Genomic DNA, 19,944 nt, shown 5'->3' with positions numbered 1-19,944 from the left:
CACCGGCGGCGCCGTCGGCAACCGGACCGTCGGCGGTGCGCAGCAGGTATGTGTCCATGATCCAGCCGTGGCGGGCACGTGCCTCGGCGCGCAGCCGGCTGATGCGGTCGGCGACGTCCGGCAGCGGGCCGGAGACCAGGATCTCGTCGGGGGTGCCGATATAGGCGCCCCAGTAGATCCACACGCCGTCGCCCGCGACCTCGGTGAAGGATTCCCCGGCGTCCAGCATCACGACGACGTCGGCGTCGTCGAGGCCCTCCTCGCGGAGCCTGCGCGCCGGGGTGATGCGGACGGGGCGCCCGACCTGGTTCAGGGTGATGCGGTGCCGTGCCGCCAGCGCGGACACGCTGCTGACGCCCGGGACGACCTCGGTGTCGAACGCGACGGTGCCCCGTGCCTCGATCTCGGCCAGGATGCCCAACGTGCTGTCGTACAGGGCCGGGTCACCCCACACCAGAAACGCGCCGGTCCGCCCCGGCTCCAACTCGTCCCGGATCAGGCGCTCGTAGAGGTCGGCACGCCGGCTGCGCCAGTCGTGGACCGCGGCCGCGTAGCCGCTGCGGCCTTCCTGCGCCCGGTCGCGCCAGGGGTCCTCGGCCTCGACGACGCGGTAGGGCGGGCGGGCGTGCTCGTCGAGCATGCGGTGCCGCAGGTCCGTGAGCGCGGACTTCTCCGGGCCCTTGCCGAGGACGAAGAAGACGTCGGCGCGGCTGATGGCCTTCACCGCGGCGAGCGTCAGATGGTCCGGGTCGCCGGCGCCGATGCCGATGACGAGGAGGCGGCGGCGGGGGTCCGTGTTCATTCGGGGTTGCCTTCTGGACGGGGAGACCGGATGCGGACGGCCGGGACCCGCCCGCGCCGTCCGCGGCGGCGGGCCCCGGCCGCGACGCACTCGGTCAGCGGTGGGTGGACTTCGGTGGCCGCTTCTCCGTGCACGCGGTCGTGCCTTCCCTCGCTCGTCTTCCTTCTGATCGTCTTCCTCGTGGTCGGCGTCGCTCTGGTCGGCGTCGCTTTGGTCGGCGTCGCTCTGGTCGGCGTCGCTCTGGTCGGCGTCGCTTTGGTCGGCGTCGTTCTGGTGGGCGTCGTTCTGGTGGGCGGTGGTGAACACGGCGCGGAAGAGTCGGCGCTCGAAGCGTACGCCCTGGGTGAGGGCGGTCTCGAAGGCGGTTCGGCGCCTCCGTCGTACGGCGGGACGACGCGGCTGCGATCCGGGTTCGTCCCGTGACCGTACGCGGCACCGACGCGCCACGAGCGGGAGTCCGCTGCCGCCGAACCCCGCTCCGCCCGCCGCGGTACGCGGGTGTGCGGTGTGCGGGGGTGTGCGCCCCGCCTTCCGCCGCCGTCCGTCTCTGCCGCCTGCCTGCCGGCAGTCCACCGCGGTCTCAGACGAGCAGGACGAACATCTCCGCCATGCCCAGCGCCATCGCCGCGTGACAGGCGTGGGCCAGCGCGCCCTCGCCGCCTCCCGCCGGGGCTCGGGCGCCGTGCGGGACGGTCGGAGCCCGTTCGAAGGCCCGGGCGAGCCGGCGCAGCCCGATCGCCACGAGCAGGACGGCCAGCAGGACCGCCGTCAGTCTCGGCCCTGCGTCCGCCAGCCGCATGAGAGTGGCACCGGAGACACCCGGGACGTGCGCCCCGGCATGGGCGTGGGTCCCTCCTGCGTGCCCCGAGGCCGCGGCGCCCATGACCGCGACCATCCATGTCATGGCCGCCATCATCACGACATGCGGCAGGGCCGCGGTCGACGCCGCGACCCGGGCGCCCGTGGTGGCACGAAGCGGCGCGGAGCCCAGGAACCACGCCGCGCCCGCCACCAGCACGATGAACTGGGGGCCGGTCGGCAGCTCCGTGCCCCACGGCCAGACCATGGCGATCATCAGTGCTCCCGCCACGACGTGGAACACCTGGTCGACCCGGTCACCGGCGGCGGTACGCGGGGCGCAGGCCCGCCACATCCCGTACGTCACCGGCACGGCGAACACCGCGGTCAGGATCCAGCGCAGTCCGTTCCCGGCGATCACGCGGCGACCCCGTCGGGGTGCCGCCGCCCGGCACCCGCGTCTGCCGTAGCCGGCGCGGTCGGGCGTTCGGGTACGGCGGCCCCTCGTGGTGTCCCGACCGGCCGGCCCGGGGCCGTGGTGGCGCGGGCCCGTCCCCACCGGCGCCCGTCCGCGCCGGGAGGTAACGGCCGCCGTCTCACGCGCGTCGGGGATTCCGGCCGGGGCACGACCGGCTGGGCCTCACGCGGCTCCGCCCCGGCGGCTCCTGAACCACCACCACGCCCCGCCGCCGAGCGCGAGCACGGCCACGGCGACACCGACCGTCGCGGCGACGGGCATGCCCCCGCCGTCCCCCGTGGGGGTTTCCGCGGCTTCCGCGGCTTCGGCCGGCGGTCCGCCCGCGGCCTCGGCCGGGCCGGGGCCGGTGGTGGCCGGGGCCGTCGTCGCCGTCTGCACGGGTGTGGGGCCCACCGGCTTCGCGCCGGGTGCGGCGGGCTCCAGTGCCAGCCGGGGAGCCGGGTGGCTGTGGCCGTGCGCCTCGCCGCCCTTCTCCTCCTCCAGTTCGATCCAGCGGTCGACCTTCCCGTCGTCGTAGGTCTGGAGGGTCTTGAAGTACAGGGCCCTGACGTCGGGCAACTGCCGTGCCGTCACGACGTACTCGGCGTCCTCCCCCACCGCGAGCTTCGGCCCGGACACCGTGTAACCCCGGTCGGTGGCGGCGAACTTCCAGCCCTCGGGCCCCTCCTGGTAGGTGATGTCCGTCGGGGCGATGCCCTCGGGGAGAATCACCTCCAGCTTGCTGATCCCGGCGGAGTCGGACTCCGAGGCGGCGGTGAAGGCGAGCGCGACGTTCTGGTCGAGGGCCCGGGCGCCGGGCGCCTCGACCTCGGTATGGGCCGTGGCCGGCCCCGCTCCGGCCATGACCGCCGCGAACACTGCGGTGGCGAGGACGCCGGTACGGCACAGTCCGCGCGCCGGGGTGGAACGGGGCATCGGTGACTCCCTTGGTCCGCTGGTACTCATGTCTGGTGGTGCTTCCACAGGATCGTGCTCTGGTGGGTTGGTGCGCTGCCGGCCGGGCCCGGACCGCCGTGGGACTCCGGCCTCGGCAGTGGGTGGACGCAGCCGCGACCAGCCGCAGCCGCATTCAACAGCAGGGAACGGCGCGGCGGCAGTAGGCGCACGAGCCTCGGCCCGCCGGTACGGACGGAGGTCGCGAGGCGGTGCCGGGCCCGGGCCCGGGGGCCGGGAGCCCGTCGGTCCGTCATGCGAGTCGGTCCGTCATGTCCATGGGTCCGTCATACGAATCGGTCCGTCATGTCCATGGGTCCGTCATACGAATCGGTCCGTCATACGAATCGGTCCGTCACTCGAAGTGGCTCGGTCTGCCGTCGTGGTGCACCAGCCGCCCGAGTCGCTCGGCCCTGGCCCGGGGCAGCAGGCTCCATGTGCCGTCGGGCCGGTGCAGCGCCGCGGAGTGCCAGGGAGTGGTCCATACGTCGGGGGCGTCCAGGAGGCGGATCCCGAACTTGGGCGCCCCGACGGCCTGGGGGTGGATGGACAGTCGTACCGAACCCGGGTGGTGCTCGGCGATCAGCTCGCCCCAGGCGCGGCTGCGCTGGATGACCCCGTACGCCCGGCGGCGGCATTCGCGCTGAAGCGCGGAGCGGGTCCCGGCGAAGTCGGCGGTGTCGTCCAGGAGGAAGCGGGTGATGCCGCGGTACAGCGCCAGGGTGTGCCCGTCGGCGCGGACCTCGGCCCGCAGTTCGTCGAGGCCGGGGGCATAGCGGTCGTGGACGTAGGCGCGCTTCGCCGAGTGGGGCAGGTCGCCGAGGACGTCCCTGAGGTCGAAGACGGACAGATGGTCCAGGCCGAGTTCGTCGATCAGCCGGCTGAGCTCGTCCGAGTAGGCGTCTATGTGCTCGTCGGGCACGCGGATGAGGTCGCCGAAGACATGGCCGTCGGAGCAGATGACGACCCGGGCCCCGGGGGCGTGGATCTCCCCGATGCGGGCGCACAGGGAGTTGAGGAAGGCCAGGGAGAGCCGTTCCCCCTGATCGGGGAGGTGGCCGAGGACCTTGGCCGGGTTCGGCGACTTGCAGGGGAAGCCGGGCAGGGTGAGGACGATGGGCTCGTTCCGGCGCACGAACGCGCCGATCTGGCGGAGCTGGTGGGGAAAGGCGTCGGTGGGCGCTGCCCGGTCGTCGGCCGTGCGGTGGTGGGGCAGGAGCAGGTTCAGGACCGCGGTGCCGACGGTCCCGGCGGCCTCGACAGTCTCGATGGTCCCGGCGGTCTCGATGGTCCCGATGGAATCGACACTCTCAACGGTCCCGACACTCTCAGCGGTCCCGACACTCTCGGCGGTCTCGGCGGTCTCGGCGGTCTCGGCGGTACGGGCGTCGGCTGCTGTCGTCAGCGGCATGTGGGGTCTCCGTGGGGTCGGGCATGGCGGCATGGGCGCACAGCGGCATAGCGGCATGGCGCCTCGGCTGACGGCCGGGCGCGGACGTTCGGCCGGGCGGCGGATCGGTACCGCCGCGGACCGGGCCCCGCCCGGTTCGGCCGGGCCCGGTGGTGGTGTCAGGGGTCAGACGCGCCGGCCGTAGCCGACGGGCAGGTGGTTGGTGCCGCGGCCGAGGACGGCCGGGATCCACTGGATGTCCTCGTCCGGGACGGCGAGGTGCAGGCCCGGCAGCCGGGTGAGGAGGGTGCCCAGGGCGATGCGGAGTTCGGCGCGGGCCAGTGCGGCGCCGGGGCAGAAGTGGATGCCGTGGCCGAAGGCCAGATGCGGGTTGGGGCTGCGTTCCAGGTCGAGTTCGTCGGGCTCGTCGAAGCGCCGGGGGTCGCGGTTGGCGGCGCACAGCGAGACGATCACGGAGTCCCCGGCCGGGACCTCGGTGCCGTGCAGATCGCTGTCCTCGGCGAAGAAGCGCCAGGTGGTGAGTTCGAAGGCGCTGTCGTAGCGCAGGAGTTCCTCCACTGCCTGGGGCAGCAGACCGGGATCGTCGCGCAGCCGGTCGAGCTGGTGGGGGTGGCGGAAGAGGGCGATGAGGGCGGTGGTGATCTGGTTGGTGACCGGTTCCTGGCCGGCGACGAGGAGCTGGAAGATCATGGAGTCCAGTTCCTCCTGGGTCAGCTCATGGCCGTCGCGGGCGGCGACCAGACGGCTGAGCAGGTCGTCGTCCGGGTGCTCGCGCTTGTGGGCGACGACCTCGGCGATATAGCTCTGCAGGCCGTGCAGCCGGGCCTCGTACGCGGGCCGGCCCGCGTCGGTGGGGCCGACCGGCTGGACGACCTTGCCCCAGTCGCGGTCGAACCGGGCGGCCAGTTCGGCGGGCAGCCCGATGACTTCGGCGAGGACCTGGAAGGGGAAGTGCGCGGCGAAGCCGGCGACGAGGTCGGCGGGACCGGTCTCGGGCAGTTCGTCGACGAGGGCGTCGGCGAGTTCCTGGAAGCGCGGCAGCAGGCTCTCGACGCGGCGCGGGGTGAAGGAGTCGGTGACGTGGCGCCGCATCCGGGTGTGCTTGGGCGGGTCCTGGTGCAGCAGGTGCACCTGCAACTGCGAGTGCTGGGGCTCGGGCATGATCGACGCTCGGGCCCGCCAGCGGTCGTTTCCGCGGTCGTGGTTCTTGCCGAGGCGTTCGTCGTTGAGGGCCCGGTGGGCTGCCTCGTAGCCGGTGACGAGCCAGGCGTGCACCCCGCTGGGGAAGACCACCCGGTGGACCGGGCCGGCCTCGCGCATCCGCCCGTAGAGCGGGTAGGGGTTGCTCTTGTACGGGCAGCCGGTCAGCGGCACCGGCTCGGGGAGGGCGTCGACGTCGTCCAGGGCGGGAGGCGTCTCGTGAAGGGTCATGATGCGCTCCTCAGAGGGCGAGTTCGGGACGGTGGTGGTCCAGCCACAGGGCGAGGTCCACGACGCGTTCGAGACGGAGCCGGTGGCCCCACTGCAGCCGGTCGGGCGGGGTGTCCAGGCAGGGCTTGATGACGGATTCGTCCGACAGGGCGCGGACCCGCGGGTCGGACAGCGCGTCCCGGGCCAGGTCCTGGAGCCCGCGGTTGTAGTCGGGGTGGTGAGTGGCCGGGTAGTGGTTCTTGGGGCGGTGCAGCACCGAGTCCGGGGCGAGGCCGGTTCCCGAGGCGCGCAGCAGGCTCTTCTCCCGGCCGTCGAAGCTCTTCAGCGCCCATGTCGTGTTGAAGGCGTACTCGACCAGGCGGTGGTCGCAGTACGGGACCCGGACCTCCAGCCCCCGCGCCATGCTGAGGCGGTCCTTGCGGTGCAGGAGCTGGCGCAGCCAGCGGGTCAGGGACAGGTGCTGCATCTCGCGCTGCCGGTGCTCGGCCGCGGTCTCGCCGTCGGTGTGCGGCACCGCCGCCAGGGCGTCGGCGTAGGTGTCGTCACGGAACTCGGCTATGCGCAGGTCGAGTTCGGGGTTGAGCGGCATCGCGGCCTCGTCGCCGGTGACCAGCAGCCAGGGGAAGGTCGCGGCGGCCAGGGCCTTGGGGTTGTGGAACCAGGGGTATCCGCCGAACACCTCGTCCGCCGCCTCGCCGGACAGGGCGACGGTCGAGTGCTCGCGGATCCTCCCGAACAGCAGGTACAGCGAGGTGTCCATGTCCCCGACGCCGATCGGCGAGTCCCGGGCCGCGACGACCGCCCTGCGGTGGTCGAGGTCGAGCAGGGAGCGCGGGTCGAGGACGACGGTGCTGTGGTCGGTGCCGATGTACGCCCCGGCCTCGGTGGCGAACGGGGTGTCGTGGCCGGTGCGCAGGACGTCGCCGGTGAACTGCTCGGCCTGGTCGCTGTAGTCGACGGCGTACGAGCGGATGCGCGCGTCCGGGCCCTCCCGCCTGCGGAGTTCACCGGCGAGCAGCGCGGTGAGCACGGTGGAGTCGATCCCGCCGGACAGCAGGCTGCACAGCGGGACGTCGGCCTCCAGCTGGCTGTGCGCGGCGGTGGCGACGAGGTCGCGGACGTGTTCGACGGTGGTGTCGCGGTCGTCGCCGTGGGGGCGGGCCTCCAGCTGCCAGTAGCGGCGTTCGCGGATGCCGGCGCGGTCCAGGACGAGGACGCCGCCCGGCTCGACCTCGCGCACGCCCGACCACACCGTGGGGCCGGTGTTGAAGAGCAGGCTGTACGCCTCGCGCAGTCCGTCCGCGTCCACGCGGGGGCGGACCTCGGGGTGCGCGAACAGCGCCTTGGGCTCCGAGGCGAAAGCCAGTCCGCCGTCGACGGCGGCCCAGAAGAGCGGCTTCACGCCGAGGCGGTCGCGGACCAGGAGGAGGCGCCGGGCGCGCTCGTCCCAGACCGCGAAGGCGAACATGCCGTCCAGGTGCTCCGCGACGTCCTCGCCCCACTGCAGGTAGGCCCGCAGTACCACCTCGGTGTCGCTGCGGGTGCGGAAGTCGTGTCCGAGGCTCCTCAGTTCCGCACGCAGTTCGTGGTGGTTGTAGACCTCGCCGCTGTAGCTGAGGACGGCGGCCGGCTCGTCGGGCCGGTCGGTCATCGGCTGGACTCCGCCGACCGGGTCGATGACGGCGAGGCGGCGGTGTCCGATCGCGGCGTGCCCGCCCAGCCAGACGCCGCCCGCGTCGGGGCCGCGGGGGGTGAGGGTGGCCGTCATGGCCTCGATGACGGGGGCGTGGCGGCGGGCGTCCTGGTGGAAGGACACCCAGCCGGTGATTCCGCACAAGGGCAGTCTCCTCGGTCGGTTGCGGGCGGCGGTGGCCGCCTCCTCGGTCAGTTGGGGGCGGCGGTGGCCGCGTTCGTCGTGGCCGCCACGTCGGCACGGCGGCGTGCGGGCAGCAGGAGCAGGGGTACGGAGAGGCAGGCGGCCGCCGTGGCCAGGCCCAGTCCGGCCCGGGCGCCGTGGTCCGGCCCGGCGAGGCCCCAGGCGGCGGTGGCGAGGGCGGGGCCGAGCGTGAAGCCGAGGCTGCGGGCGAGCTGGACCGTCGAGCCGACGGTCGCGATCCGCTCCGGTGGCGCCGCCCCCATCACCAGGGCCTGGGTGGGGCCGCCGTTGAGTCCCATGCCGGCCCCGGCGAGGGCCAGCCGCCAGGCCACGTCCACCGGCGACCATTCCCCGCCGGCCGGGACCAGCAGAAGCAACCCGCAGGCGGTGACCGCGGCTCCGGCGACCGCGACCGGCCTGGCGCCGTAGCGGTCCGCGAGGCGTCCCCCGAGCGGCCCGGCCAGCCCCATGCCGAGCGGGAAGGCGAGCACCGTCAGGCCGGTGGCGGTGGCGCTGACGCCGTTGTCGCGCTGCAGGTGGAGGGCGATGACATAGGCCATCGCGGCGAAGCCGGTCGCCAGTGCCAGCACCGCCCCGTGCGCGCCCGGCAGTCCGGGCACCCGCAGCACTCCGCTCACCGGCCGGCCGCCCTCTCCGCGCAGCCACAGCCACAGCGCGGGCACCGCGGCGGCGGTGAGCACCAGCCACCGGGAGTCGCCGGCCGCCAGGGTCAGCGCCACCAGCAGGATCGTTACGCCGGTGGCGACGAGCGACGCGTCCAGCAGTGATCGGGCACGGGGCAGCCGCAGCCCCCGGTCGGCCGGCATCGCCCTCCAGGCCACGACCAGCGCCAGCAGGCAGAAGGGAATCTTGACCAGGAAGACCGAACGCCAGCCCAGGCCGTCCAGCAGCAGTCCGCCGACCGCGGGCCCGGTCACCGCGCCCAGCGGACCGAGCGTCGCCGGCACGCTCATCGCCCGGCCGCGCAGCTCGGGCCGTACCGAGCCGAGGGCGAGGACGGGCATCAGCACGAACAGGACCGCCCCGAAGACGCCCTGGGCCAGCCGGGCCGTGACGAGGAGACCGGCCCAGGGGGCGGCCGCCGCCAGCGCGCTGCACAGGGCGAACCCGGCGGTGGCGGCGAGCACCGCGGAGCGCGGACCGGCGCCGTCCAGCCACCGGCCGACGGGGAGCAGCAGCGCCACGACGGGAAGCTGGTAGCCGAGGACCACCCACTGGGCCGTCGCGGCGGACACCTGAAGGTCCCGGGAGATCTCCGCCAGCGCCACGTTGACGATGCTCATGTCGAGCATGGCCACGAACGACAGCAGTCCCGCCACGGCCACCAGGAGCCAGCGGTCGCCGCCGCCGGGTATGCGTCCGGGCTCCGCCGAGCCCCCGCTGTGGTCCGTCACCCTCTCCGCCCTTCCCCTGTGGGACGGCCGCCGGACGGCGGCCTCGTCCCACATGTCGGCGACACCGCGGGATGAGTTCCCGGCCATTTCCGGGAACCGTGTCCGGAGGTACGGATGTTGCGGCCGGGAGAAGGGGGGCCCACGCGTCACACCCGGGGCCGGGAACCCGGCGGTGCTCCCGGCCGACGACTGGGGTGACAGCCGAAGACGGGTGGTGTGCCCGTGCCGGGTGAGGGCCTCTCTCACCGGGGCGCTGAACATCCGTCCCCGTGTATCCGTACGCCGGTGAGAGCGTTCACCGGCATTCGAGGAGTGGTCCCATGACCCGGAAGCACTACAACGTCACCGGTATGAGCTGCGGGCACTGCGTGGCGAGCATCACCGAGGAGATCCGCGAAGTGGACGGTGTGAGCGAGGTCGTGGTCGATCTGGCCGCGAACACCGTCACCGTGCACGGCACCGGCCTCGACGACGAGCGGCTGCGGGCCGCCATCGTCGAGGCCGGATACGAGATCGGTGATCCGGTGCCCGCCTGATCCCCGCACCCGGCCCACGGGGCAGGGGCGGGACGGCCGGGCGTTCCCCGGCCGTCCCGCCCCTGCCGTGCGGCCCGTCCCGTGCGTCCCGCTCCCTGCCGTGCGACCCGGCTCGCGCCGCACCGCGTCCGGCCCCGGGGCCCCGGTCGCCCCTCCCCCTCCCCCGCCGCCCCGCTCGCCGTCATCCGGCCGTGTTGGCCTCCAGTGCGGGGGCCGTGCCGTCGCCGGCGGGTGCCCGGTGGTCGAAGGCGATGAGCGGGTCGCCGGTCAGGGGGTGGTCGACCACGGCGGCCCGGACGCCGAACACCTCCGCCATCAGCCCGGGTGTGATCACCTCGCGCGGCGGCCCCGACGCGACGACGGTCCCGGCGTGCAGCACGTGCAGCCGGTCGCACACGGAGGCGGCGGCGTTGAGGTCGTGCAGCGACACCAGGGTGGTGCGGCGCTGCGCCCGGAGGAGGGCGAGCAGTTCCACCTGGTGCCGGACGTCGAGGTGGTTGGTCGGCTCGTCGAGCACCAGGACGTCCGGGTCCTGGGCGAACGCCCGTGCCAGCAGCACCCGTTGCCGCTCGCCCCCGGACAGGGCGGTGAAGCGCCGTCCGGCCGCGTCCGCCATGCCGACGTCCGCCAGGGCGCGGGCGACGATGTCCCGGTCGGCGGCGTCGTCCCCGGTGAACGCCCGCTTGTACGGTGTACGCCCCATCGCCACCACCTCCCGTACCGTCAGCTCGAACTCGCTGCCGCGCTCCTGCGGCAGCGCCGCGACATGGCGTGCCGAGCGGGCCGGGGACAGCTCACGGATGTCGGACCCGGCCAGCAGGACGCGGCCCGCGACGGGGCGCAGATGCCGGTAGACGGTGCGCAGGAGGGTGGACTTCCCGCTGCCGTTCGGGCCGACCAGGCCGGTGATCTCCCCCTCGGCCGCGACCAGCCGGGCGCCGGAGACGACCGTACGGCCCGCGTAGGCGACGTGCAGGTCCTCGATGTCGATCCTCAACTGCCGCTCCCCAGCCGCCGGTCCAGCAGATACAGCAGTGCGGGCGCCCCGATCAGCGAGGTCACCACACCGACCGGCAGCTCCTGGGTGTCCATCGCCGTCCGGCACACGATGTCCACCACCACCAGCAGCAGCGCACCGAAGAGGGCGGAGACCGGCAGCAGCCGGCGGTGGTCGCCGCCGACGACCAGACGGCAGGCGTGCGGCACCATCAGGGCGACGAAGGCGATGGCGCCGGACACGGCGACCAGCACCCCGGTCAGCACGCTCGTCACCGTGAACAGCTCGCGGCGCAGTCTGGTGACGTCGACGCCGAGTCCGGCGGCCGTCTCGTCGCCCATCAGCAGGGCGTTGAGTCCGCGGCCGCGCGCGTGGAGCCAGAGCAGCGCGGCGGGCACCGCGGCGGCGGGCACCGCGAGCACCGGCCAGCTCGCGCCGCTCAGGCTGCCCATGAGCCAGAACAGCACGCTGTGGGTCTGCTGTTCGTCGCCGGTCTGCAGCACCAGGTAGCTGGTGAAGCCGGACAGGAACTGCCCGATCGCCACACCGGCCAGCACCAGCCGCAGCGGCGCGAACCCGCCGCCTCGCCGGGCCACCGTCCACACCAGGGCGAACGTGCCCAGTGCGCCGAGGAACGCGGCACCGGACAGCCCGAGTCCCAGCGCGCCGCCGGCGCCGAGGCCCAGCACGATCGCGGCGACGGCGCCCAGCGAGGCCCCGTTGGAGATGCCCAGCAGGTACGGGTCGGCCAGCGGGTTGCGGACGAGCGCCTGCACGGCCGTCCCGACGAGGCCGAGTCCGGCGCCGACGAGCGCGGCGAGCAGCGCCCGGGGTACCCGCAGCTGCCACACGATCAGGTCGTCGGTGCCGGGCCGCGGCGGCTCGCCGGTCAGCCGTCTGCCCACCACGCTCCACACCTCCGCGGGCGGGATGGACGTGGAGCCCCAGGAGACCGCCGCCGTCAGGGCGGCCAGCAGTGCCGCGCCGAGGACGAGGGCGATCATCCCGGCGGGTACGGTCCGCGCCTCGCCGGGCGTCTTCGCCTTCTCGCGGCGGGGCGCGGACAGCGTGTCCAGCACGGCTACTTGACCTTGTCGGGGTGGACGGCCCGGGCGATGTCCTGGACCGTGGTGGCGTTCTCCACGCCCGCGATGGTGGTGCGCTCGGAGCCGATGCGCAGGAACCTGCCGTCCTTCACGGCCTTCAGGCCCTTGGTGGCGGGGTTGCCCTCGAGCCACTTCTGCGCCTCGTCGAACGCCTTCTCGTCGGCGGCCTCGCTGCCCCGGTCGCGTACGCCGAGCTGGATCCAGTCCGGGTTCCTGGACACCACGTCCTCCCAGCTGACCTGCTTGAAGTCGCCGTCGCAGTCGGCGAACACGTTGCGGGCGCCCGCCAGGGTGATCACCGCGTTGGCGACCTGGCGGTTGCACACGGCGATCGGCTGCTTGGTGCCCGCGTCGAAGTCGAAGAAGAAGTACGTCGGCCGGGCGTCCTCCGCGGTCCCTCCGATCGCCTTCTGTACGCCGTCGACCTTCTCCTTCATCCCGGCGACGAGTTCCCGGGCCTTCGCGCTCGTGCCGGTGACGGCTCCGAGGGAGGTGATGTCGTCCTGGACCGCGGACAGGTCCTTCGACGGGCCCTTGCTCATCGGGGCGCACGCCGTGGACTTGAGGTAGACGTGCTTGATCCCGGCGGCCTTGAACTCCTCCTCGGTCGGCGCGTCGCCCATGCCGCCGCCCATGCCGGCCATCGAGGCGAAGGTGTCGATGTACAGGTCGGCGCCGGAGCCGAGGAGCTTCTCCTTCGGTATGACCGTCTGGCTGAGCACCTCGACCTTCTGTGCCCGGGCGTCCAGTTCGGCGGGCAGCGCGCCCTCGGCGGGCGGGAACCCGGTGCCGATCACCTTGTCGCCCGCGCCCAGGCGGAGCAGGATCTCCAGGCTGGAGGCGTTGCTGGTGACGATCTTCTGCGGGGCCTCGGTGAAGGCGGTTTCGGCGCCCATGCAGTCGGTGACGGTCACCGGGAAGCCGCCGGAGGCCGCGGACTTCTCCGTGCCCTTGTCCTCGGAGTCCTTCCCGCCACCGCAACCGGCCGCGAGCAGGCCGAGCACCGCGACCGTCGTACCACACCACACACGAGCACGCATGAAAGTCTCCAGAGTTCACTTGACACAGGGGATGAAGCTCCGTCACCCGGTCCACTAGTCGCGGCGGGTGCCGGGTGAGTTCCCGGCACCCTGAATCGGCGTCGCCGCTCGTACGCGGCACACGCCGGGGAGCCGCGTCCCACGCGCGCTCAGCCGCGCTCAGCCGCGCTCAGCCGCGCTCAGCAGGGTTCACTCGCGGTCCCCCGCGGGGGGGTGCGGCGCGCGCCGGGCCCGGCGCCGGTCGGGAACGGGTGCCGGCACGCCCCGCCGAGGGCCCGGGTCGGGAACGGGGTGCCGGCACGCCCCGCCGGGGGCCCGGGCCGGCACCCGGCCGGTTCAGGCCGCCAGTACCGGCGCGGCCTGGTCCTCCGCTTCGGTCAGCAGCTCCATGAGCGTCGCCCGGGCGCGGGCCACACGGGAACGCACCGTTCCGACCGGGCAGTCGCTGAGTTCGGCCGCCTCCGCGTAGGGCAGCCCGAGCATCTGGGTGAGGACGAACGCCTCCCGCCGCTCCCGCGGCAGGCCCGCCAGCAGTTCGAGCAGCGCGACGCCCTCGTCGAAGCCGGGCAGGTCGCCCGGCTGGGCGAGTTCGACCGCGAGTTGCCAGTCCGGTACGTCGTGCAGTCTGGGCCGCGCGGCCGCGTACCGGTAGCTGTCGATCACCGCGCGGCGGGCGATGGACAGGAGCCAGGCGCGGGCCGAGGACCGCCCCTCGAAGCGGTGGAGGCTGCCGAGCGCGCGCAGGAAGGTGTCCTGTGCGAGGTCGTCGGCGGACTGGGGATCGCCGCACAGATGGGCGACATAGCGCAGGACGTCGCGGTGCAGGGCGCGGACGAAGCGCTCCACCGCGTCGGCGTCACCGGCACGGGCGGCAAGCGCCCAGGACGTGATCGACTCGTCGGCCGACGGCGTCCTTGCCGTGGCGTCACCGTCGGCGGGCAGGGCGGAAGAGATCACCTGGTGTCCTTCTCGGGTCGTCCGGGACCGGGACCGGGGCCCGAGGCCGCACGGTCCGCCACCCGGTGTGTGGGGGTCCGGCCGTCCGGCGCCGGCGGGAGGTGCCCCGCACGGACCGGTGTACGGCCGTGCCCGAGGGGCGACTCGGGCCGCCTCGGGATTCCGGCTGCCGTCAGGCGGCAGCGGACCCCACGGGCGGCCCTCGGGAGACGATCGCGTAGACCAGGGCGAGGAGCCGCGACATGCGGGAAGGGCGGCGGCGTCCGCGCAGCCGCGGACGGTGCGGCGGAGCCGGCAGCGCGAGCAGCAGCCGCAGCGGCGCGGTCAGCCAGCCGGCGACCGCGCGGAGGATGCGGAACGCGGCCCGCTCGCCGTGGGCGAGCCACAGGCCCGTGAGCAGTGCTGCCAGCAGATGGGCGGCGAACATGCCCAACGAGGAGGAGTCCCCGGACAGCACATCCAGATGGTGCAGGGGGACGGTGTGGGCCGTATCGGCCAGTTGGCCCGCGGACGGCAGACCCACGGACGGCATACCCGTCGACGCCATATGCCCCGCGGTCTCGACATATGCGCCGTGCCCATGGCTCGTCGCCATACCGTCGAGGGCGCCCGGAGGGGCCTGCCCCATACCGCCGGAGCCCATGTGGTGGTGACCGCGCGCGGCGGACGCGGCCGCCTGCGCGACATGGCCGGCGGCGGCCGTCCCGGACTGCGCGAGGGAGAACACGGTGTGCAGCGCGGTCTGCACGGCGACCACCACGGCCACGACCGGCAGCAGTCCCCGCTCACGCCCCGCCAGGCCCCAGCCCAGCCCGGCGGTTGCGACGAGCCCGCCGGCCAGCGTCCACGACGGTACGGACTCCCCGGACATGACGACGTGACCGAGGGCGGCGAGCAGCACGCACACGGCCGCGAACACCGCGGCCCGTACCGTACGAGAACACCACCCGGCAGTCATGGCGCCTCATCCTCGCATCCTGACGATCGTCGTCCTGCATGGGTACGCACCTGACCCCGGTCACCGACTCAAACCGGACCATGTGATCCACGACACAGTCGAGGTCGGGAGGCGGTGGCCGTCCACAACGACGAATACCACGGGGAGTTGGCGTCCGGGCAGACCGCCGCGCCTGCGCATCGACCCACCCGCCGTACGGCCCACCACGCGAGCGCGGGTCCCCCGGACGGCGCGATGGACCGGCGCGCGCCCGCGCGGAAGACCCCGGCCGGAGCGAACGCTCCCGCCGGGAACGGGTCTCGGAGGTCAGAAGGAGGAGGTGGGGCGTACCACCACGGCGACGGTCCTGATCGGCCCACCGTGCTCGAACCGCAGCGTGAACGGCACGATGTCGCCGGGCCGCAGCCGCTCCTTCGGCAGGAGGGTGAGGCTCACACCGTGCGGCGACATGGACAGTTCACCGCCGGCCGGAACGGCCGTCGACGCCACCTCGTCCCGGTACGCCCCGCCGGCCCCGGTGACGCGATGACGGGTCAGTGTGACCTCCCCCAGGGCGGAGGGTGAGGTGGCTCCGGTCAACCGGTCCCCGGATCCGCCGGAGTTGGCGATGTCGAAGAACGCCGCCGTCTCCCGGCCGTCCCCGTACGGCAGGTACACCCGGCCTGGCACCACGTCGATCCGGGCCGGGGTGCCCGCGTGGCCGGTGCCGACCCAGGTGGTCAGGCCGCCCAGGGCGACGGCGCACGCGGCGAGCGGCGCCAGCACGACCGGCAGCGCATCGGCGAGCCGACGGTTCCGCTTCCCCGTCTTCGCCTCGCGCACCGGCCCCTCGGCCTGCACCGCATTCTCTGCCTGCACCGCCTTCTCCGTCCTCCGCGCCTTCACCGTCTCGTTCGCCGTCTCGTTCGCCGTCTCGTTCGCCGTCTCGTTCGCGGTGACGGTGGCCTCGTTCGCCGTGTTCGCCGTGTTCGCCGTCTCCGTCATCGCCGGCGGCCCTTCGCGGTCGACGGCTGCCAGGCGCGCAGACGCAGGCTGTTGCCGACGACGAGGAGCGAGCTCACGGACATGGCCACCGCCGCGAGCATCGGGTTGAGCAGCCCCACCAGGGCGAGCGGCACGGTCACGACGTTGTAGCCGAACGCCCACACCAGATTGGCCCGGACCGTTCGCAGGGTGCGCCCGGCCAGCCGCACGGCGTCCGCGAGGGCCTCGATGTCACCCCGTACCAGGGTCACGTCGGCCGCCCCGATCGCCACATCGGTGCCGCTTCCCATGGCGATCCCTAGGTCCGCCCCGGCCAGCGCGGCGGCGTCGTTGATGCCGTCGCCGACCACCGCGACGCGTCTGCCGTCCTCCCGCAGCCGCCGCACGAGCGCGGCCTTGTCCTCGGGGGTGCACCGGGCGTGCACGGTCCCGATGCCCAGGTCCGCCGCGACGCTGTGCGCGGGCGCCTCGCGGTCACCGGTGGCGAGCACCGGTTCCACGCCCAGCCGCCGCAGCCTCTCCACGGCGCGGAAGCTGCCGGCCCGCACCACGTCACCGACCTCGACAAGCGCCGCGGGCACTCCGTCCACGCGGACCAGGACGGGGGTGTGCGGGGTGTTCTCCGCCGCCCGCAGCGCCGCGGCCAGCGGCTCGGGCAGTTCCCCGTCGGGCGCGACGACTTCGACCAGGCGGCCGTCGACCCGGCCCCGGACCCCCCGCCCGGCGACGGCGGTGAAGTCGCTCACCTCCGGGAGCGGCCGGTCGGGCGCCGCCCTGCGTGCGTACGAGACGACCGCCCGGCCCAGTGGATGCTCCGAGCCCTGTTCGACGGCACCGGCCAGCCGGAGCACCTCCTCCCGCCCCGGCCCGTCCGGGGCGGCCGTGAGGCGGGCGACGGTCATGTGCCCGGTGGTGAGGGTGCCGGTCTTGTCCAGGACGACGGTGTCCACGTGCCGCAGGCCCTCCAGCGCGCGGGGCCCGCCGACCAGGACACCCAGCTGTGCTCCGCGGCCGGTCGCCGCCATCAGCGCGGTCGGGGTCGCGAGCCCGAGCGCACAGGGGCAGGCCACGACGAGGACGGCCACGCTCGCGGTGACCGCGGCCTGCGGGTCGGCGCCCGCGCCGAGCCAGAAGCCGAGGGCGGTGACGGCGAGGGAGAGCACGACCGGCACGAACACGCCCGACACCGAGTCCGCCAGCCGCTGCGCCCTGGCCTTTCCGGCCTGGGCGTCGGTGACCATGCGGGTGATCCTGGCGAGCCGGGTGTCGGCGCCGACCGCGGTGGCCCGTACCAGCAGCAGGCCGCCCGCGTTGACCGCGCCGCCGACCACGGGCGATCCCGGTCCGATCTCGACCGGCTCGCCCTCCCCCGTGACGAGGGCCAGGTCGACCGCCGAACTGCCCTCGACCACTTCGCCGTCGGTGGCGACGCGCTCCCCGGGACGCACCACGAAGACCTGTCCGGCCCGCAACTCCTCGATGGGGACCAGCCGTTCCCCCTCGTCGTCGCGTACCGCGACCTCCTTGACGGCGAGCCGGGCCAGGGACCGCAGTGCCGCACCGGTTCCGTGCCGGGCCCGCGCCTCGAGGAACCGCCCCGCCATCACGAAGAGCGGCACCCCGACGGCCGCTTCGAGGTACAGGTGCGCCGCGCCGTCCGGGGCCGCGGCCAGCAGGGTGAACGGCATGGTCATGCCCGGTTCCCCCGCGCCGCCCAGGAAGAGCGCGTACACCGACCACGAGAACGACGCCACCACTCCCAGCGACACCAGGGTGTCCATGGTGGCGGCGGAGTGCCGCAGCCCGCGCAGCGCCCGTACGTGGAAAGGCCAGGCGCCCCACAGGGCGACCGGCGCCGCGAGAGCGAAGCACAGCCACTGCCAGTTGCGGAACTGCCAGGCCGGCACCATCGACAGGGCGAGCACCGGCACCGAGAGGAGCGCGGTGATCACCAGGCGGTCGCGTTCCTGCCGCGTGCCCTCGCTCCCGTCGTCCGGTTCCCCCCGCTCCGCCTCCTTCTGCCGCTCGGGCGGTTCGGGGAGTGCGGCCGTGTAGCCGGCGCCCTCGACCGCGGCGACCAGTTCGGCGGGCTCGATCCCGCGCGGATGGCTCACCCGGGCGCTGCCGGTGGCCAGGTTGACGGTCGCCGTGACGCCGTCGAGCCTGCCGAGGCGCTTCTCGACGCGCCGCACACAGGCCGCGCAGGTCATGCCGCCCACGGTCAGATCGGTGGTGACGAGGGCCTCGGCCGCGGTACCCATCAGTGGCCCGCCCCGTCGCCGTGCCCCGCCCCGTCGCCGTGCCCCGCGCCGTCCCCGTGCCCCGCGCCACCGGGTGCGCCGTCCTCGTCCGCGCTGCCCCCGGACGGGGTGGCGTGCATGCCCGGCGCCACCGGGCCCACGAGTTCCCCGACCGCGTAGGAGCCCGTGAAGACCAGGGCCAGCAGCAGCAGGAAGCCGCACAGTGCGGGCGGCGGCACGGCCTTCCGGAGCGCCGCCTGCGCCCCGGGCGCTGCCTCTCGGGAGTCGTCCATCACCGGGTCCCTCTGTCGACGTGCGAACGGCCTGATCGGGTGGGTACGACGCCGGTTCGGTCCGCCGTACGATCCAGGTGTCGTACCCAGGGGGGGTAGGGTTCCCGGACAGGCGTTGTGACGTGTGTCACACATCAACCGGTCCGCCGAACCCGCCGTGCTGACGGAGCGACAGGACCCGGCCCCGGGCGGTCGCCTCCGCGCGTGCCCGTGGATCGGCACATCACAGGACGGCCCCCTCCCACCAGTCGGATTCCGGCCGTTCAGGGTTCCCGGACCCGGCCACCGGGCGGGGGCAGCGGTGGCGACGACCGGGGCACGGGCGCACACGAACCGGGCACCGTGCACCGACCGCCCGCGCGAACAGGCTTCACCGGGCACCGCAAGGGGTATTCCGGGGGGAGTCCCTGCGGCCGCCGGCGGGAGACCGGCCGGTGCACCGCCCCCCTGGAGGTGGAAAGCATGACCGACATCAGCGGGCTGGAGCCCATGGCGACGTTCTGCGGGAAGTGCGACTGCGGCTGCCCCCAGCTGTTCGTCGACCCAGGCGCCCCGGTGGAGCGCCGCGTCGTGCTGACCGACGACTTCGGCCAGCGCGTGCAGATGAGCGCCGACCAGTTCTCGTCACTGGTCGACGACGCCAAGAACGGCAAGCTCGACGGGATCGCCCTGTCCTGACAGCCGCGGCCCACGGGCAGGAGCCCGGGGCGGGCAGCGGCCCGCCCCGGGCTCCTGCCGCGCCGTCCGGGAGCGGCCCACGGGCGGCCGGGCCGGCCGGGCCGACCGGGCCGTGCGACCCGGCGGCCGACGTCGCCTGGCCCGGCCTCCGGACGTCCGTCCTGTGATTCGGCCCACGTCCCCGCGGCCGCCGCCGAGCGCCGGGCACCGGAGGCCGCACGGCAGGCCGCCGGCAACGGGCCTCGCGCGAACCGTAGATGACCCCCGTCCCGGCCGCGAAGAGATCGGGCAACCCCGTTCCGCACACGCGTACGGTGCCGATACCTTGTGCGGGTGCGCGAACCGGGAAGCTGGCTGAGGCGGACCGGGAGCGGTCTGCTCTGCGCCTGCGCCTCCCTGCTGCTGGGGACCGCCGCGCACGCGGCGGCCGGTGGCCGGCTTCCGGGCGCGGGCGCCCTGCTGGCGGTCCTCGGAGTCCTGACGGTCCTGGGCACCGCTCTCGGCGGACCCCGGCGCAGGTTCGACGTCGCCGTCCTGTCCCTCGGCGCGGTCCAGTTCGCCCTTCACATCGCCCTGCACCTGCTGTCCTCGGGACCCGCCCCGCACGGCCGGGCCGCCGGCCCGGGCCACGGAGCATCCGGGATGCCGCACGGCCACCCGGCCGGCGGCGGACCGATGGCGGGAACGAACCCGCACCACGCGGCGCTCGGCGGCGACGGTCTCGCGTCCGCCGCCGGTGCGGCCGGTCACTCCCTGACCACCGCGATGACCGCGGGCCACGCACTGGCGACCCTCGGCACGGCGCTGTGCCTGGTGTTCGGGGAGCGCGTCCTCCGGCGGCTCGGGGCGCTCCTGCGGTCCGGGCTCCGCCGCCACCTCGCCGGAGCCTCCCCGCTGCCGGCGCATCCCGACTCCCCGGTCCCGGCGACGGGCGAGCGCCGCCTCTCGGCGGGGCTGCTCACCCGCTGCCATCCCCGGCGCGGCCCTCCCCTCCCCGCTCCGGCCTGACCG

The 19,944-nt window shown here is 74.3% G+C and carries 18 protein-coding genes and 1 pseudogene; 4 read left to right on the top strand and 15 right to left on the bottom strand.

The window, feature by feature from the left end:
* Nucleotides 1-13: 13 nt before the first annotated feature.
* Nucleotides 14-802: pseudogene (cobF, locus tag DDW44_RS25470) on the bottom strand (precorrin-6A synthase (deacetylating)); the annotation flags it as partial.
* A 180-nt stretch (nucleotides 803-982) separates the two neighbouring features.
* On the opposite strand from cobF, the gene DDW44_RS32985 reads away from it, so the two are divergent.
* The gene (locus tag DDW44_RS32985; RefSeq protein WP_167455532.1) at nucleotides 983-1,225 is read left to right on the top strand and encodes a hypothetical protein; all 243 of its coding nucleotides are present in this window, start codon (nucleotides 983-985) and stop codon (nucleotides 1,223-1,225) included.
* A gap of 157 nt (nucleotides 1,226-1,382) precedes the next feature.
* Here the strand turns inward: DDW44_RS32985 and DDW44_RS25460 are convergent, their stop codons facing one another.
* The 6 genes from DDW44_RS25460 to DDW44_RS25435 form a co-directional block, all read right to left on the bottom strand.
* On the bottom strand, nucleotides 1,383-2,021 hold the full coding sequence (locus DDW44_RS25460; RefSeq protein WP_108907885.1) for a DUF5134 domain-containing protein: 639 nt from the start codon (nucleotides 2,019-2,021) through the stop codon (nucleotides 1,383-1,385).
* A 219-nt stretch (nucleotides 2,022-2,240) separates the two neighbouring features.
* Nucleotides 2,241-2,993 (bottom strand): DUF1775 domain-containing protein, encoded by a 753-nt coding sequence (locus DDW44_RS25455; protein ID WP_108907884.1) that lies wholly within the window; start codon nucleotides 2,991-2,993, stop codon nucleotides 2,241-2,243.
* 373 nt (nucleotides 2,994-3,366) lie between these two features.
* Nucleotides 3,367-4,422 carry an L-tyrosine/L-tryptophan isonitrile synthase family protein gene (locus tag DDW44_RS25450; RefSeq protein ID WP_208648008.1) on the bottom strand — a complete coding sequence of 352 codons (1,056 nt, stop codon included), beginning with the start codon at nucleotides 4,420-4,422 and terminating at the stop codon, nucleotides 3,367-3,369.
* 165 nt (nucleotides 4,423-4,587) lie between these two features.
* Nucleotides 4,588-5,853: a cytochrome P450 family protein gene (locus tag DDW44_RS25445; protein WP_108907883.1), complete on the bottom strand. Its 1,266-nt coding sequence runs from the start codon at nucleotides 5,851-5,853 to the stop codon at nucleotides 4,588-4,590.
* Nucleotides 5,854-5,863: 10 nt separating this feature from the next.
* Nucleotides 5,864-7,690 carry an asparagine synthase (glutamine-hydrolyzing) gene (asnB, locus tag DDW44_RS25440; RefSeq protein WP_108907882.1) on the bottom strand — a complete coding sequence of 609 codons (1,827 nt, stop codon included), beginning with the start codon at nucleotides 7,688-7,690 and terminating at the stop codon, nucleotides 5,864-5,866.
* 47 nt (nucleotides 7,691-7,737) lie between these two features.
* Nucleotides 7,738-9,231, bottom strand: a complete 1,494-nt coding sequence (locus DDW44_RS25435) for an MFS transporter (RefSeq protein WP_108907881.1) — start codon at nucleotides 9,229-9,231, stop codon at nucleotides 7,738-7,740.
* 233 nt (nucleotides 9,232-9,464) lie between these two features.
* Here DDW44_RS25435 and DDW44_RS25430 point away from each other — a divergent pair, with 233 nt between their 5' ends.
* Nucleotides 9,465-9,680 carry a heavy-metal-associated domain-containing protein gene (locus DDW44_RS25430; RefSeq protein WP_108907880.1) on the top strand — a complete coding sequence of 72 codons (216 nt, stop codon included), beginning with the start codon at nucleotides 9,465-9,467 and terminating at the stop codon, nucleotides 9,678-9,680.
* A gap of 181 nt (nucleotides 9,681-9,861) precedes the next feature.
* Here the strand turns inward: DDW44_RS25430 and DDW44_RS25425 are convergent, their stop codons facing one another.
* The 8 genes from DDW44_RS25425 to DDW44_RS25390 form a co-directional block, all read right to left on the bottom strand.
* The gene (locus DDW44_RS25425; RefSeq protein WP_018888696.1) at nucleotides 9,862-10,677 is read right to left on the bottom strand and encodes an ABC transporter ATP-binding protein; all 816 of its coding nucleotides are present in this window, start codon (nucleotides 10,675-10,677) and stop codon (nucleotides 9,862-9,864) included.
* Nucleotides 10,674-11,756, bottom strand: a complete 1,083-nt coding sequence (locus tag DDW44_RS25420; protein WP_018888695.1) for a FecCD family ABC transporter permease — start codon at nucleotides 11,754-11,756, stop codon at nucleotides 10,674-10,676. The genes DDW44_RS25425 and DDW44_RS25420 overlap by 4 nt, the downstream gene beginning before the upstream one ends.
* A 2-nt stretch (nucleotides 11,757-11,758) precedes the next feature.
* Nucleotides 11,759-12,823, bottom strand: coding sequence for an ABC transporter substrate-binding protein (locus DDW44_RS25415; protein ID WP_170812991.1), 1,065 nt, complete (start codon nucleotides 12,821-12,823; stop codon nucleotides 11,759-11,761).
* 336 nt (nucleotides 12,824-13,159) lie between these two features.
* A complete protein-coding gene (locus tag DDW44_RS25410) occupies nucleotides 13,160-13,780 on the bottom strand; it encodes a sigma-70 family RNA polymerase sigma factor (protein ID WP_017944570.1) in 621 nt (206 codons plus the stop codon).
* A 172-nt stretch (nucleotides 13,781-13,952) separates the two neighbouring features.
* Nucleotides 13,953-14,738 (bottom strand): hypothetical protein, encoded by a 786-nt coding sequence (locus DDW44_RS25405; protein ID WP_208648007.1) that lies wholly within the window; start codon nucleotides 14,736-14,738, stop codon nucleotides 13,953-13,955.
* A gap of 306 nt (nucleotides 14,739-15,044) precedes the next feature.
* Nucleotides 15,045-15,722: a copper chaperone PCu(A)C gene (locus DDW44_RS25400; RefSeq protein WP_108907878.1), complete on the bottom strand. Its 678-nt coding sequence runs from the start codon at nucleotides 15,720-15,722 to the stop codon at nucleotides 15,045-15,047.
* Nucleotides 15,719-17,983 (bottom strand): heavy metal translocating P-type ATPase, encoded by a 2,265-nt coding sequence (locus DDW44_RS25395; protein ID WP_108907877.1) that lies wholly within the window; start codon nucleotides 17,981-17,983, stop codon nucleotides 15,719-15,721. The genes DDW44_RS25400 and DDW44_RS25395 overlap by 4 nt, the downstream gene beginning before the upstream one ends.
* Nucleotides 17,983-18,255, bottom strand: a complete 273-nt coding sequence (locus DDW44_RS25390) for a hypothetical protein (RefSeq protein ID WP_108907876.1) — start codon at nucleotides 18,253-18,255, stop codon at nucleotides 17,983-17,985. The genes DDW44_RS25395 and DDW44_RS25390 overlap by 1 nt, the downstream gene beginning before the upstream one ends.
* Nucleotides 18,256-18,717: 462 nt before the next feature.
* Here DDW44_RS25390 and DDW44_RS25385 point away from each other — a divergent pair, with 462 nt between their 5' ends.
* Together DDW44_RS25385 and DDW44_RS25380 are read left to right on the top strand one after the other, a co-directional pair.
* On the top strand, nucleotides 18,718-18,933 hold the full coding sequence (locus DDW44_RS25385) for a hypothetical protein (RefSeq protein ID WP_018888689.1): 216 nt from the start codon (nucleotides 18,718-18,720) through the stop codon (nucleotides 18,931-18,933).
* Nucleotides 18,934-19,266: 333 nt separating this feature from the next.
* Nucleotides 19,267-19,941, top strand: coding sequence for a hypothetical protein (locus DDW44_RS25380; RefSeq protein WP_240800472.1), 675 nt, complete (start codon nucleotides 19,267-19,269; stop codon nucleotides 19,939-19,941).
* Nucleotides 19,942-19,944: the final 3 nt, after the last annotated feature.

Origin of the sequence: Streptomyces tirandamycinicus (assembly GCF_003097515.1) — a bacterium.
Taxonomy (GTDB): Bacteria; Actinomycetota; Actinomycetes; order Streptomycetales; family Streptomycetaceae; genus Streptomyces; species Streptomyces tirandamycinicus.
Note: the sequence above shows the minus strand (reverse complement) of the source record. Positions and strands in the feature narration are given on the sequence as shown.

Excerpts from the sequence above, each read along its gene's own strand:
- DDW44_RS25455 (WP_108907884.1), bottom strand. The coding sequence starts at position 2,993 with ATGCCCCGTTCCACCCCGGCGCGCGGACTGTGCCGTACCGGCGTCCTC.
- DDW44_RS25450 (WP_208648008.1), bottom strand. The coding sequence starts at position 4,422 with ATGCCGCTGACGACAGCAGCCGACGCCCGTACCGCCGAGACCGCCGAG.
- DDW44_RS25445 (WP_108907883.1), bottom strand. The coding sequence starts at position 5,853 with ATGACCCTTCACGAGACGCCTCCCGCCCTGGACGACGTCGACGCCCTC.
- DDW44_RS25435 (WP_108907881.1), bottom strand. The coding sequence starts at position 9,231 with ATGGCCGGGAACTCATCCCGCGGTGTCGCCGACATGTGGGACGAGGCC.
- DDW44_RS25430 (WP_108907880.1), top strand. The coding sequence starts at position 9,465 with ATGACCCGGAAGCACTACAACGTCACCGGTATGAGCTGCGGGCACTGC.
- DDW44_RS25415 (WP_170812991.1), bottom strand. The coding sequence starts at position 12,823 with ATGCGTGCTCGTGTGTGGTGTGGTACGACGGTCGCGGTGCTCGGCCTG.
- DDW44_RS25405 (WP_208648007.1), bottom strand. The coding sequence starts at position 14,738 with ATGACTGCCGGGTGGTGTTCTCGTACGGTACGGGCCGCGGTGTTCGCG.
- DDW44_RS25400 (WP_108907878.1), bottom strand. The coding sequence starts at position 15,722 with ATGACGGAGACGGCGAACACGGCGAACACGGCGAACGAGGCCACCGTC.
- DDW44_RS25395 (WP_108907877.1), bottom strand. The coding sequence starts at position 17,983 with ATGGGTACCGCGGCCGAGGCCCTCGTCACCACCGATCTGACCGTGGGC.
- DDW44_RS25390 (WP_108907876.1), bottom strand. The coding sequence starts at position 18,255 with ATGGACGACTCCCGAGAGGCAGCGCCCGGGGCGCAGGCGGCGCTCCGG.
- DDW44_RS25385 (WP_018888689.1), top strand. The coding sequence starts at position 18,718 with ATGACCGACATCAGCGGGCTGGAGCCCATGGCGACGTTCTGCGGGAAG.